Annotated in this window: 5 protein-coding genes and 1 pseudogene; 2 read left to right on the top strand and 4 right to left on the bottom strand. The window is 65.1% G+C overall.

Features of this window, described 5'->3' with window-relative positions; all coding sequences use genetic code 11:
- Positions 1-303: 303 nt before the first annotated feature.
- On the bottom strand, positions 304-1,488 hold the full coding sequence (locus ACIBKX_RS37330) for an IS701 family transposase (protein WP_363275713.1): 1,185 nt from the start codon (positions 1,486-1,488) through the stop codon (positions 304-306).
- 170 nt (positions 1,489-1,658) lie between these two features.
- Between ACIBKX_RS37330 and ACIBKX_RS37325 the strand changes: the two are divergent.
- A pseudogene (locus ACIBKX_RS37325) lies at positions 1,659-1,773 on the top strand (transposase); the annotation flags it as partial.
- Between the two features lie 518 nt (positions 1,774-2,291).
- A complete protein-coding gene (locus tag ACIBKX_RS37320; protein WP_363275736.1) occupies positions 2,292-3,902 on the top strand; it encodes a carboxylesterase family protein in 1,611 nt (536 codons plus the stop codon).
- Positions 3,903-4,744: 842 nt separating this feature from the next.
- Here the strand turns inward: ACIBKX_RS37320 and ACIBKX_RS37315 are convergent.
- The 3 genes from ACIBKX_RS37315 to ACIBKX_RS37305 form a co-directional block, all read right to left on the bottom strand.
- Positions 4,745-5,071: a hypothetical protein gene (locus ACIBKX_RS37315; RefSeq protein WP_363275712.1), complete on the bottom strand. Its 327-nt coding sequence runs from the start codon at positions 5,069-5,071 to the stop codon at positions 4,745-4,747.
- Positions 5,072-5,582: 511 nt separating this feature from the next.
- Positions 5,583-7,061: an FAD-binding oxidoreductase gene (locus ACIBKX_RS37310; protein ID WP_363275711.1), complete on the bottom strand. Its 1,479-nt coding sequence runs from the start codon at positions 7,059-7,061 to the stop codon at positions 5,583-5,585.
- Positions 7,062-7,212: 151 nt separating this feature from the next.
- Positions 7,213-14,523 (bottom strand): amino acid adenylation domain-containing protein, encoded by a 7,311-nt coding sequence (locus ACIBKX_RS37305; protein WP_363275710.1) that lies wholly within the window; start codon positions 14,521-14,523, stop codon positions 7,213-7,215.
- Positions 14,524-15,076 lie beyond the last annotated feature (553 nt).

Genomic DNA, 15,076 nt, shown 5'->3' with positions numbered 1-15,076 from the left:
TGACGGGGGCCTCGACAAGTCGCCCTGAACCATGCAGCTACGGTGCGCTGCCTACGTCCGCACGCCCCGCGCTGTGCCAGGACAACTGCCACTGTGGCGTGGGAGAAGGGCGGGGCCAGACAGCAGCGACGACAGCATTAGTATTGCAACGGTGCTTGTTCTGAATGCTGGGCAGGTTTCAGGGGCTGTGTCCGCGTCGTTTGTAGTGACTCAGTCGGGCCTGATGTTGGCGTCTCCGGCGCCATATTGACCAGTGCACGATGTGGTCGATCGGGGTGCGGCGGCGGTCGGTAAGACGGGTGATCAGGCGTCTGATTTCGGCGAGGCTGAGGTGGATGAGCTGGGAGGATCCGTTTCTGCTTTATCCGTGTCCAACTGTCGGGCCCGCAGGACGGTCAGGCAGGCGTGGGCGGCCATGGCGAGGGTCATGTGGCGGTGCCAGCCGGGGGAGCGGCGGACTTGGTAGTCGTCCAGGCCGCATTCCTGCTTCGCATTCTGGAAGCATTCCTCCACTGCCCATCGGCTGCCCGCGATACGGATCAGCTCGTCCAGCGTCGTGTCGGCCGGACAGTAGGCGATGTAGTAGGAAATCTCCTCGGGCCTGCTCACGCTGCGGCGGGCGATAGCCCAGTGCCGACGGTCCTCACGGTGCCAGGGCCGCACCTCGACACGGGCCCAGTCGAACATCCGCCGGCCGTGGGCTCCCTGTCCGCAGGAACGGCGTTTCCACTTCTGCCGCTGCAGGCCAGGGAACAGGTCGTGAACCGGATGGTCGATGGACCAGCGGGTGACGACTGTGTCGTGCCGGGTGGTGGCCATGACGTGGAAGACGTCGGCCTGCTCCAGCTCGAACCGCCAGCCTTTGCTGTAGCCGTAGGCGGCATCCGCTGTCACCCAGCCGAAAGGGACCTTGTCGGCAATGGCCCGGCGGACCATCGCCTTGGCCATGGCCACCTTCGTCTCGAAGCCCACGCTGTCGTCGATCCCGGCCCGGCGGCAGCGGTCCCGGTCATCCGTCCAGGACGTGGGCAGATACAGACGGCGGTCGATCAGGGTGCGTCCACGGCCGGTGGCGTAGGCGAGGAACACACCGATCTGGCTGTTCTCGGTGCGTCCGGCGGTGCCGGAGTACTGCCGCTGGACGCCGGCCGAGCGGATGCCCTTCTTGAGGAAGCCGGTGTCATCGACGATCAGGACGGCGTCCCGGTCTCCGAGGTGTTCCACCACGTAGCCACGTACATCGTCCAGGACCTCGTCGGCATCCCACTCGATCCGGTTCAGTAACCGGTGAATACGATCGGGGCCCTCATGCCCGGCCTCCTCCGCCAGCGTCCAGCCGTTCTTGCGCTCCAGCGGCGCAACCAGCCCTCGCATGTAAGCCAGCGCCGACTGACGCGGCTCCTCCCGGCTGAACCTGTGCACGAACCGACCATGCAACACGTCCAGTTCACCCGCCCACAGCCTGACATCAGCAAGGTCCCCACCCATGACCACATCAACGACTGAGCTGGCCAGCAGTCACGGTAAGCACCGTTGCAGTACTAAGGCGTCAGTTCCACCGACGCCGTGGCACTCTCGGCGCTGGCGGCTACTCCCAAAGGCTGCCGTTCACGGCCTGTCTGCCACACTCAGAAGGACCGGATCAGCGCACTGGGCACACCGACATCCCGTGGGAGCACGTCCCCAAGGAGCTCGGTTTCGGCTCGGGGATGACCCGCTGGCGCCGCTTGCGGGACTGGAACGAGGCCGGTGTCTGGGAGCGGCTGCACGAGGTGATGCCGACCGAGCTGAACGTCGCAGCCCGGCTGGACTGGTCCGCTGTGTGGTCGACTCCTCAAACCGTCCGGCTGCCACATCGCTCACCGCCAACTCCACTCATTGCGTTAGCCGTTCTTATGGCACACGGTGGCTACTCTCTGCGCAACTTACCGACGCAAGCTTCGACGCCGTGCACCTGGAAGCACCGACACACCTGCGCATTTCGATCACGACACCTTCGGCCTCGTGGAACCACAGGCTCTGGTCCACATCACCCACGTCCGCTCATGCTTGCGGTTTTGGTGACGTCCGTGGCTCCAGGACCGAGAGTGTTCCAGCGCCACCTCTGAGCTGTCGCCGACCCCCTGCCATATCCCCAGGCCAGCCCAGCCCTCCCACATCTCAATCTCGCATCATCGTCAGCTTGAGCAAGTCCAGATAAAATCTGACAGTGGGTGTGCGCTCCGCGCACAATGGGTTCGGCTTCGTGGCTTCAGGCCGCTGTGGCCCGATACTTCATGGAGTCTGCCGTGATGAATTCCCTCGACATGCCCCCCAACAACGCTGGGTCGTCCACGCGCAGCGCAACAGGCCATGGCGGCACCGTGGTTGTGCGGATCACGGAAGGCCGGATCGCCGGGGAGCGGCTGCACCGGGTGACTGTCTTCCGAGGTATCCCCTACGCAGCACCTCCCGTGGGTCCGCTCCGATTCGCCTCGCCCATGCCGCCGGAGCCGTGGAAGGGTGTCAGGGATGCGATCCGGTTCGGTGCTCCGGCCTTGCAGACCGACTATGTGCCCGACGGTTCTGAGGATTGCCTCTACGCGAATGTCTGGACCCCCGATGTGCACGGTTGTCGACCGCTGTTGGTGTACATCCATGGCGGTGGCTGGGCCGTCGGGGCGGGCAGCGAACCGGATTACGATGGCGCCCGCCTGGCCGAACGCGGCGACTTGGTGGTCGTCACCTTCAACTACCGGTTAGGGTTGATTGGCTGGGGTCTTCACGAGGCCTTCACCGACATCCGAACCGGATCATGCAGCAACTGGGGCCTTCAGGACCAGATGGCCCTGCTGCGCTGGATTCAGGCTAACGCTCCCGCCTTTGGCGGCGATCCGGGCAACATCACCCTGGTGGGCGCATCGGCTGGTGGCTCAAGCGTCTGGCAGCTTAGCCTGCTGCCCGAACTGCGCTCCGTCGTCCGTCGCGCCGTGCCTATCAGTGCCAAGCACGTCTGGAATCCGGCGAGTTCCACCACCCCGGCCGAGTCAAGGGCCGTTTACGCCATGCTGGCCCGGCAGTTCGGCTGCACGGTGGAGGAACTGCGTGCCATTCCCGGCACCGAGCTCAAGGAGGCCTGGGAGGAACTGTTCTCCAGGGACCCTGTAGATCGACCGTTCGCCGGCTGGCGAGAGTACCGCGGACCGGTCCCTGACGGGCAGTGGATGCGCGGCTATGACCACGATCGGCCGACCCCGCGTGTGCCACTGCTGGTGCTGTACTGCCGCACCGAGGGCACCTTCTTCACCACTGGCCCTGGCTACCCCTTCGACGGCCCCCTGCCCGAGGACGAGGCGGGGCTGCGCGACGCGGTGGCGCTTGTGCTGCGCAAGTGCCGTACCGTCGTCACGGACGAACTTGTCGAGGGCTGCCTCGGCCACTATCGGGAGGCGGCCGTGGCAGACGGGCTCCCTAGTGATCCGGTTGCTCTATGGACCGAGATATGGGGCGATAGCCTTTTCCGCCATCAAATCCTGCGCCAGGTAGAGCGGCATGCCAGGTTCGGCTGGTCCCCGGTCTACGCCGCGGAGTTCGCCCACCCGCTGCAGCCCCCGCACCGGGGAACCCCCCATGAGGCCGCGTCGAAATTCCTGTTCGGTTCGCACATGCTGCCTGCGAACGCTACCGCGTACGGCAGTGGCGAGCTAGACAGGATGATTTCTGATGTCCTCATCGATCTTGTCGCTTCCTTCGCCCGGGGCGAGGAACCGAACGGCCCCCATACGCCTGCCTGGAAGGCATACACGCCCGACCAGCGCAGTACGTTGATCATCGGTGGTGAGCAGATCGCGGTGCTCGCGAAGCCAGTCAAGGAGCGGCAGCTGCGCTACTGGGACCGGATCGGACACCCGCCCCGATCGTAAGCTCGTGCGTCCGTCCGCCTCGCCAGTGCGCCGGGGGTGGCGTCGTCGCAGTGTTGGGTGTGTCTCCTGATGGCGCATTGAGGTCATGCCGGGGGCGATATCCACGTTGGCAGGCATCAGATCATCGAGACGTGGATGTGCGGTCAGCGCTTTGAACGTCAATCGGGCACGTACGGCTGGGCATACTTGTCGCGCCCAACGTCGCTCCGTAGTCTGATCTTGGCCGGGTAGAGTCCTGCTCTCTGCGGTCGAGTGGGCGCCAACGGGTGAGACCGCCGGAGCTGGTACATCATGGGCAGGTCTGCATGGTCGCGCTGGGTGAGTGCAGGTGCAGGACCCGGTCGTCGGCCGGTGCGGTCTGCGGCTCCTTCGTCGTGGGCCAGCGCACCCTGGCTCGTCGCCTGCTGCCGTACTTCGCCCTCCGGCATGCTGGTGCGGCCGCGACCGCGGCTTCCCGTGCTTCACGCTGTGGCGTGACGTGCAGGCTATGGCGGCCGAACTGATGTGGCGAGTCTCGCCGACGTCCGCCGGATGCCTGAGCGCACGTACTTGTGGACGAACAACTTCGGTAAAATCAGCCTCGACACCGAACACACCGCCGGGCCTGCATCGAGTTCCAACTGGCCGTGGCCACCGCCATCATCGCCATGCGTAGCCTCGTCAGCAGGGCCTGGTGCACCCACCGCTGGGACACCCGGCCAGCCCCCGCACCCGATAGCCCCGGCTCCAACCGCCCAGCCAGGTTGAATGAGTGACGTCCGGTCCGTTGACGAGTCCGTCGAGGTCCAAGCTGGTGGTCGGCAGGCAGCCGGTGATTGGGTGGGCCCGGTACTGGATCCTCTTCAGCTTCCGTTTGATGACGCGGGTCGGTGTGCCAGGTCGGTGACGGCGAGGTAGTCCAGGGCCCGTTCGAGCGGGCTCGAGATGCCTTCCTGCGGGTTGATCACAGGCGCGTATGAAGGCAGTTGGAAGATCGTGAGCCATTCCTTGTGCTTCGACTCGAAGTCGAAGAGCTCCTCCTGTAGGTGCACGTATAAGTTGCCCCGCCCACACCACGGAGGTGTCGAGCTGTAGAAGCCCCCGCGGATGAAGTCCCGGTAGTCGCTCCAGGCGCACGACTTGGGCTCGACCTGGCTGTCGTGGTACACGTGCAGCTTGAAGAACAGCATGGGCCAGCGCCCGGGTTGGAAGCACACCGCCCCGGCGACGTTCACCCGCTCACCGCGGCGACCCGGCCACCCGCATCGTGGGACGGCCCCGCTAGGAGCCCACGTACACCCCTCCGGCGGGATCAGCGACCAACCCGCTCTCGTCCGCGAAGCAGCTATGGGCGCCCAGGTCGTGCGTGGCACTTTTACCCACGGCCATACCTCCGTCTTCCGCACCTCTCTCGCCTGCTCGTAGCGCTCCAACGCCGGCGGACGGGCACCTGGCCGTTCCAACCATGCCGCTGCTGCAGCCGCCACATCCCCTCGATCGGGTAGCTACCACCCCAGCCTCGAAGCATCAGGCAGCCTCCCGCCGCACGGCTTCCTGCCTCTCCTTCACCGCGGGCGTCAACCCGCCACCCTGCGCGTCCCGCATGAGGACGTCGTACCGCAGGGATCACGACCCGTCATGACACCCGGACACCGCAATTCGTCCAGGATGCTGGCGGGCGCTCGAACCGGGAGATGTCCGTCAGGAATCGTTCTGGTCAGGAGGGTCGGCAGACGGGGTGATGTTGTAGTTCATGCGGAAAAGGTTGTCTGGGTCGTACTGCGTTTTGATTCGGCTGAGCTTGGCATACTTCTGTGGTCCGCCGAGTGCTTCAACAACGCGGTCCGTCTCGTCGAAGTTGAGGACGTTGACGTACGCCCCTTCTCCGAGCCAAGGCTGGAGAGCGTTTACGGTCTTACGCGTGAACGCGATGTAGTCTTGGTCATTGGCCGGGTTGTCCCATTTCATCTCGAAGCTGAGCCACATCGGGGATTCACGATGGGAAAATGCGGCGGCGTCCTCCGGGATGTCTCTCACGGCGCCGCCAAGTCCCAAGATCGACAGTTCGCCTCCGATCGGCACGGCCTTCCAAGCGTCGATGAGCAGATCAATTGTCCCGTCAGCCAGTTCGTTGAGGTGCACTTCCTTGGTGTAGTAGCGGCGACCGTCGGGGTACTGGTCATCGAACATCCGCTGTACGCCCGTGGCAAACGGCAGCACCATCGACGTTGCGGCACTGGGGTGTCCTACGGCCCCAAGGCGTTGGATCATCTGTGCACCTTCCACGTCCTGTGGGTCGCCCAGCCACATCGCGGTAAGTACGAGCAACCGTTTTCCAACTAGTTCGGGCGGCACGAATTGCGCGGCCGGCATGGCGTCCTTGAACATCACATGCCAGCCGACGTCGCGGCAGAGGGTTGGGGAAATGGCGGCATATCTGTGCAGCGCTTCCACGGCATGCTCGGGCTCATATAGGGATACCCCGACACGCATCATCGGGCCGAACTCATGAGCCCGGAAGGTGAACCGAGTGACCACCCCGAAGTTGCCGCCGCCGCCGCGAAGACCCCAGAACAATTCGGGATGCGAAGTGCTGGATGCAGTGACAACTTCACCGCTGGCCAGCACAACCTCCAGGCGGACGATCTGGTCGCAGGTCAGGCCGTGCTTACGGGAGAACCAGCCACTTCCCCCGCCAAGAGCCAGGCCACCGATGCCGGTCTCCGACACGGTCCCGACGGGTACGACCAGCCGGTGAGCTGCGGTGGCCTCATCGATATCGCTGAGGAGGCAGCCGCCGCCAGCATGAACGAGTCTACGATCCGCATCGACCGTGACTCCGCGCAGTTCACCAAGATCGATCGTCAGCCCGCCGTGGGACATACCTTTGCCCGATACCGAGTGTCCGCCGCCTCGTACCGCCGGCCACAGCCCGTTGGTCCTCGCCGCCTGCACGGCGGCCGCGACGTCTTTAGTGTCATTGCACCGAAGTATCAGCCCGGGATGGTTATCGACCATACCGTTCCATACGCGGCGCCTTCGATTGAAGTCGGGGTGATCTGGACCGATGAATGTGCCGGTGAACCGTGCACCGATCTGGCTCGCAATGCGCTGTCGCATCACCGTGTCGAGGGCTGGGGGCAGCGAACTGCCAGGCTGGTCGGCGGGTATCGAACTCACAAGCCATCACCTTCCCGGACGCGCGACTTGCGCCCTTGATAGTCGCAGTCGAAGGGTTGCACCACCCTCGACCTGGTGTCAGAGACGAACACGCCATCTGACCCAAGGCAGACACTTGAGTGTGGGCGCTACCACGCCCAATCTCCTCTACCTAGGCTCCGTTGACCAGGCGCATGTGCCCCGTCGTCGTGTCCCCTCCCACGACGGGGCCATGTGCTATCCACTGAACGACTTCGCGGGCCATGCGTGCCACGTATGGCTCCTCCATGATCGTTAGATGGTCGCCGGGTACTTCCACGACCTTCAGGGTGCCGCTGGTCATCTCGCGCCAGCCGTTCGCCGAGTCCGCGTGCATGCTCTCGATCGCGGTATGCATCTTGTGTAGGACTTCGGGTAGCGGTTCGATGGCGTGAATAAGGAGAGTGTCCTGCTCCACCATTGGTGGCCGGTAGGCAAACGCTGCCCGCCAGTTGGCCTCGTAGAGGTGGAAGAGCCTGCGCACCACCGCGCCGTTGCTGTCGGCCGGCAGCACGCCTTCCTCGGCGGCGAGGGCTGCGATGTGGTCGAACTTCGCCTCCAGCGTGGTCAGGTGCGACGGAAGCAACTCCTGAGGGGAACGGCCGCCCCGCTGGAGCCACATCAGTTCCCAGAAGAACCAGCCCAGCATGGCTTCATCGTCGGTCTCCTTGCGGCGGTCCGGATTGAGCGCCGTAGTGTCGAGGAGGATCAGACGCTGGATTTCTTCACCGGTCGCCCGCAGCTGTCGGGCCATTTCGAAAGCGACGAATCCGCCGAATGACCAACCTCCGATCAAGTACGGTCCCTCGGGCTGCACGGTACGGATGGCAGCGATGTAACTCGCGGCGATCTCCTCGACACTGTGTAGCGGCTCAGCGCCGGGCGTCACACCGGCCGCCTGAAGGGCATAGAGGGGCTGTTCGGGAGGGAGGTGGTGAGCGAGGCGGACGTAGCACAGCACGTTGCCGCCCATGGGGTGAACGAAGAACAGCGGGCGCTTGTCGCCGTCTGGGCGGATGGGGACCAGTGGGTCGAACGCTGCGGTGGAGCTGCCGGAGCGTAGCCTCTCGGCAAGGGCGGCGACGGTCGGCGCGGCGATGAACTCGGCCAAAGGCAGATTTATCCCATAGCGCTGCTCGATCACGACGACCAGGCGCATCGCGGTCAGTGAAGTCGCACCCAGGTCGAAGACGTTATCCAAGACGCCCACCTGCGGCAGGCTCAGCTGTTCGCCGACCAGTGTGGCGAGGGCCTGCTCGTACTCGTCCCGGGGCGCAGTCGCGTCGGCGCGGTCCCGGTGGGTAAGTGGCATGTCCCGCAGCGCCTTGTCGTCTCGCTTGCCGCTGGGCGTCAGCGGCAGTGAACTGAGCCACTCGTAGTGCGAGGGGACCAGGTACTCGGGCACGACAGCCCGAAGCCGTCGGTCAAGGGCCACAGCGTCTACGGCGGCAGGGTCGCCGGTCAGGAATGCCGTCAGGAAGGATCCCTCGACGTCCCTGGTGCGGGCGACCACGGCGACTTCCCCCACCTTGTCGTTGTCCGCGCAGAGACCGGCCAGGGCCAGTTCCGTTTCCAGTGGCTCCACCCGGAATCCGCGGATCTTGACTTGGGAGTCGGCACGGCCCAGGCAGACCAGCGCGCCGCTCGGCAGCAGGAATCCGAGGTCGCCGGTACGGTATAGGCGCTCGCCCGGCCGCGGCCCGCTGGCTGCACCTTCGGCGCTTGGGGAGCTCACGAAGCGCTCGGCGGTCAGGTCTGGTCGGCCGAGATAGCCATCAGCAAGGCAGTTACCTTCCAGGTACAACTCCCCGGTGACGCCGACGGGCACCGGCCGCAGATCTGCGTCGAGGACGTGCACTCCCGATCCGGTGATGGCCGTTCCGATCGGCGGCAGCGTGGGGAAGTCCGTCGGGTCGCCGTGCATGGTGTACGCGGTCACTACGTGCGACTCGGTTGGTCCGTACTGGTTCTCCAGCACCACACCGGGTATGGCCGCACACAGCCTGCGGACCTCGTCGCTGACGCGGAGCTGCTCGCCAGAGGAGAGCAGCACCTTCAGGTGGCGCGGCACCCGGCCCAGCGCGTCTGCGGCCTCGGCAAGCTGCTGCAGTGCCACGTAAGGCAAGCAGAGCCGCTCGACGCGCTTCTCATCCAGCAGCCGCAGCAGTGCTGGAATGTCGCGGCGCTGCTCCTCCGACAGCACCCAGAGGATGCCTCCGCCGCAGAGAGTTGAGAAGATCTCTTGGAAAGAGACGTCGAAGCTGAGCGGCGCGTACTGTGCGGTCACCCCTCCTACCAGGCCGCTGGGGATGGCATTCTGCCAAGCGACTAGGTGGGCCAGGGTGCGGTGGGTCTGGGCGACACCCTTGGGGCGCCCGGTGGAGCCAGAGGTGAACAGCACGTACGCGATGTCGGTGAGGGAGGGATCCGGCAGCGGTCGGGCGTTGTGGCCGGCCGGATGCGGGTGTGGGCCGAGGATCTCCTCCGCCAGAAGGGTGCTCTGGTCGGGCAGACAGGACAGACCGCGGTAGGCGTGCCCGGAGATGACGCGGTGAGGGCGGGCCTGTTCCAGCATGTCCGTCAGCCGCGCGGCCGGGTAGGTGGTGTCGAGCGGTAGGGCGGCAGCACCCGCCTTGAGGACGCCCACGATGACGGCGACAGTCTCCAGGGAGCGGTCCATAGCGATGCCGACGCGGTCCCCGGGCTGGGTCCCTGCTCGCAGGAGGGCGTTCCCCACACGGTTGGACAGGTCGTCGAGTTCGGCGTATGTCCAGCTGCGGCTACCGTCGGCCAGCGCTGTGGCATCCGGGGTACGTGCCGCTTGTGTTACGAATGCCTTGACGACGGTCGGGGGGACAACGTTCGGCTCGTCGATATGCATATTCGGTACGGTGGGTGAGGCACCAGGGGCGAGGAACGCCCAGGCCACGGCCTCGTTTGGGCAGTGCACCATGCGGTCGAGCACGGTTGTGAAGGTTTGGGCGTACAGGTCGGCTTGCTCCCCGGTGAAGATGTCGCCGGCGCAATCCAGACGCAGCCTGATGCTCCCGTCGACCGGGTCGGTTATCGCGTTGACCAGCAGCTGGAAGTTGGTCTCCTCCCAGGTCTGGAACGAGTGCAGACACACGCCCGGAACCTGGAGGACTTCGGTCAGCTGACGGAAGTGGATGTAGTTGAACGCAGTGTTCAACTCGGGGGTGCGCAGCTCCGTCTGGATCTCGCTGAGAGGGAAGCGGCGGTGTTCGTAGGTAACCTTCTCCTGGTGCTGTGCCTCCCTGGCCACCTCGGTCCAGTCGGAGGCCTGGGTGCTGATGCGCACCGGCACTGTGTTGAGGAACAGCCCGGCGATCCGATCCGCGCCCTCGCGCTCGGGACGGCCGTGCGTTACCAGGCCGGTTACGACGTCGTCGGTGCCCGCATACAGGCTCACCATCAGGCAATGGGCGGCGAACAGCACAGACTTCACCGGCAGCCCGTGCCGGCTCGCAAAGCTGCGCAGCGCGGTGACCAGATCGTCGGTTAGATCAACGACACGGGTGATGTGGTCGTCAGGTTCGGGAGTTGTGTGGCTTCGGAAGGAGGTCAGCTGCGGCAGGGAGGCCCCGGCCAGGTAGGCGCGCCAAAAGGCACGGCTCTCCTTCGAGTGCAGTGCGTCGCGTTCGGCCAGCACGTGGTGAGCGGGTGAGGGCATCGGCCCGTCTAGGACGGGGGCTACGGTGAGGCCGAGGTGGTGCAGGTAATCCCGCAGCAGTTCACTGAGTAGGTTGGCGACGCTGCCGCCGTCGAGGATGGCGTGGTGGAAGCTGAGCACCAGCTCGACGGCGTTGTCCTTAAGGATGTGCGGCCGGAAGAGATGGAGTGGTCCGCGCTCGAAGTCGTACCGGTGGAAGCGCTGTTCTTCTATATGTCGGAGAATCTCGGCTTCGGCCGCTTCCCTGTCCCACCCTCGCAGGTCGGCGACGTCCAGGCCCGGCGTGGCACTGTCTGGCTTGCGAACGATCTGCAGTGGCTCGGACGCCTCGCCCAGGTCGAACACCGAGCGCAGCACGGGGTGGCGGGCATGAAGCCGCTCGAACGCGGCGCCGAACAGCTCCTCGTCCCAGGGCAGTGTGAGGCTATACCGGAATACGTCGTGGTAGACGGCACCGTGCTCCTCGGCGCGACTGTGGTAAACCAGGCCTAGCTGGAGGCGGGTTAACGGGTAGGCGTCGTCGCTTCCCTCCATACGGGCACGGTCTACGCTGGACACGAGCGCGAACGGTGCGACGTCGGGGGGCTGTCCGGCCTCCTCCCAGCGGGCATGCGGGACGAGCCCGGCGATGGTGGTGTGCTGCATCATGTCGGCTAGCGTGAAAACCAGACCCCGCTTCTCAGCCTGTGCCCGCACCCGGAGCATCTGGATGGAGTCGCCACCAATCAAGAAGTAGTCGTCGTGCACACCGATGCCGTGCACTCCCAGGACGTCCTGCCAGACGGAGAGGAGGACCTCCTCCGCCTCGTTGAGTGGGGATGAGGGCTCGGACTCTGCTGCTGAGCTCAGCACGTCCTCGGGAGCGGGGAGCGTGCGCCGGTCTGCCTTGCCGTTCGGGGTCAGCGGAATCCTGTCGATCGGCACGAACGCAGATGGGATCATGAACTCGGGGAGCGACTGGGCGAGTTCGGCACGCAGGTGCGCTGCGGTTATGCCGTCCGTCTCCGCGACGTAGTACGCCACCAGATGTGTTCCCCGGGTGTCGGTGTGCCGGTCCACGACCAGCGCGTCCTGTATGCCTGGCACGGCAGCCAGTCGGTTGTGGACCTCACCCGGCTCGACGCGGTTGCCCCGAATCTTGACCTGCTGATCAATGCGGCCCAGGTACTCGAGAGTGCCGTCGGCCAGCCAGCGCGCGAGGTCCCCTGTGCGGTAGAGCCGGTCACCGCCGGCAAAGGGCGTGGGGGCGAACTTTTCTCGTGTCAGCTCGGGCTTGTTGAGGTAGCCCCGGGCAACACCAACGCCGCCGATGCACAGTTCGCCCACAATGCCAACGGGCTGCAGCGCCCCCTGTTTGTCCATGACGTACAGCGCCGTGTTGTCGATGGGGCGACCGATCGGCACCTGGTGCACGGGTCGGGCCGGGTCACTGGGCAAATCGTGGTAGGAGACGTCGACGGTAGCCTCGGTCGGGCCGTACAGGTTGACCAGCTTCGGCGCGTCGGGCCGACCACCGAAGACCCGGTTGAACTGGTTGACGCGGACCGGGGGAAGGGCCTCGCCACTGCAGAACACTTGGCGCAGCGAAGCAGCGTCCTTCAGCAGTGTGGGCTCACTCTCGATCAGGTCGAGGAAGGGACCGAGCATGGAGGGCACGAAGTGCACTGTGGTCACCCTCTGCTCGGCGATGGCCCGCAGGATGGCGCCGGGGTCCTTGTGCGCGCCAGGCGGCAGCAGAGTCAGGCCAGCACCCTCGATCGCCCACCAGAACAGCTCCCATACCGATACATCAAACGAGATCGGTGTCTTCTGCAGGATTATGTCCTCGGCGTCGATCGCATAGCGCCGCTGCATCCAGGCGAGCCGGTTGACCACCGAATGGTGCTCCACCATGACGCCCTTGGGGTGCCCCGTCGAGCCAGAGGTGTAGATGACGTAAGTGAGGTCGTGGGAGGAGACGTTCGTTAGCGGTGCCGTCTCAGGGCCATGCAACAGACTGTCCACCGGTAGCGCGGTGCAGCCTTCGGGTGTGGGAGGAGATCCGGGACCGGTGAGCACGTGCGCTGCCCCGCTGTCGTGCAGGAGGTAGTCGATACGCTCGGCCGGATAGCCAGGATCGACCGGAACATAGGCGGCACCCGAGACAAGCACGCCGAGCAGCGCGACGATCAACTGTGGGCACCGCTCCATCATGACCGCTACGCGGGCACCACGGCCCACCCCCCTCTCGCGCAAGGCGTGGGCCACTTGGTTGGCCTGGGCCTGGAGCTGCGCGTATGTCAGGGTGCCACCCCCACTGTCCCGGACGGCGACGCGGTCTGGGACGCGAGCAGCCTGCTGGGCGATCAGCTCGTGTACGGTAGCGTCGCTCGCGTAGGGCACATGTGGACCTCGGCCGAGCGCGAGCACAGCTGCGTGTTCCTCACCGTTGGCCAGAGGGATGTCGACGGCGCGCAGAGTCGGCTGCTCGGCACCCTCCTTGATCAGGTGTCGAAGGTGGCGAGCGACGGAGTCGATGGGAAGATCCGCGTCGAAAACGTCAGTCGCGTAGTCCAGATCGACCAGCAGATCCGCGTCGTCCTCGAAGGCCCGCACCATGATCGACAGGACGTCCTGTGCGTGCACTGGGGCTTGGATGACGGTGTCTCGTTCTGCCTCGGGCAAGGCAGCGGGCCGGGGATAGTGCAGGTACGACAGCGTAACGTCGAACAGTTGGCGTGCTTGCCCGGCTCGGACGGGCAGGTGGCTGAGAAGATCGCCGAGCGGCAACCGCTCGTGCTCGCGGAGGCCCTGCGTGGTCTTGCGGATCTGGCTGGCAAGGTCATGCAGGGTCTCACCGTCATCGAGTGACACCCGCACCGGGAGGGTGTTAGCGAACTGGCCGATGATCCGACGCTCGTCTTCACTGTGCCGGTTGAGGAACGGCACGCCAAGGACGATCTCGTCAGCGCGGTGTAGCCGTGACAGATACACGGCAACGGCTGCCGCAAGGAACGCGAACGGAGAGCTGCCACCCTGGCGTATGCGCTTGATCAGTACGGCGTTCACGGTGAACGAGTGCCGGGCACGGCGCGGGCCACTTTCGGCCTGAGCCTTGACGCGACGACCGAAGAGAGCAGGTGTGACGCCGTCCAGCACAGCGGCGTGGTAGGCGCGGTCTGCTTCGTAGGTAGGTGACGCGCGGTAGGTCGCCTCGGCCGCCACTGCCCCCAGATATGACGGGAGTACGGTCGTGTCGGCGGCATCGGCGATGCTGCCAACGCCGATGCGTCGCCTGTATTCGGTCCAGATCTCATGACTTATCTGGTTCAAGGCCCAGGCATCGGCGATGAGGTGATGGACTTTCAGATGTAGGTGCACGAGGTCTTCACGCTCGAGGAGCAGCGTCGCGGCAACCAGCGGTGCGCGACACAGCTCGAAGGGCTGCGACAGCGACTGGTCCCGCCAGGCGGCGCATGCGGCGCGCGTGTCCGCCTCTTCGGTGAAGTCGATCAACGTGACCGTCAGTGCGCCCGGCTCGTCTTCGGTAACCCACTGGACCGGGGTTCCGTTCTTCTCGTCGAAACGCAGAGAGAAAGCATCATGCCTCGCCAGAACTCGCTCCACACTCTCCCGTAAAGTACCGACATCGATCACGCCCGATATCGATTCATTCAGCACGACATTGAACTGTGGATCATCAGGCGTGGCTACTTCAGGAACCCATATGTCGCGTTGATAAGACGCAATCTTCCCTTTTGTCGAATTGGCCATGATGATGATCCGCCCCTCTTCGAAACGAGCGCGCCTGATGTTGCGGCCCCAACGCTTCGCTCAACTGCCAGGCTTCACCGCACGCGCGCTGACTAGGAAACCAACAGACCAGCGGAATGGCATGACCCAATCATGGGCTGAGGCCGGGCTAAAGAAACCCACTGAGCAGTAGAGGCTAGACGGGTTGGGTTCGTATATGGGTCCAGTGAGCTGATGTGTTGCAAGCGATGCAAAGTTGTGCATTTGCGAGAGCAGTCCGGACGCAGTCAGAATCCGGTGCGCGGAGCTACTGTGGCCGGGCCCGATGAGCGGCATCTGCCGTGGTAGTGCGCATAGCAGAGCCCATGGATGCCCCTGCTGTCTGCCGGCGTCGCTGGCGGCGCCATCGTCACCAGACTGGTGCTGAAGGGCCTACGCCTACGAGGTCACTTGGCGCCCACCACTGAATTCACCAACGGCGTCCTGCATGCGACGCCGGGACCGGGATGCCCGGTCGTCAGAAGGTGGCGATGATGCGGTGTCGGCGGGCCGCGGTGAGATCATTAGATTGATC

Source organism: Streptomyces sp. NPDC050658, from assembly GCF_044457025.1.
Classification (GTDB): domain Bacteria; phylum Actinomycetota; class Actinomycetes; order Streptomycetales; family Streptomycetaceae; genus Streptomyces.
This window is presented reverse-complemented; position numbering and strand designations above follow the sequence as displayed.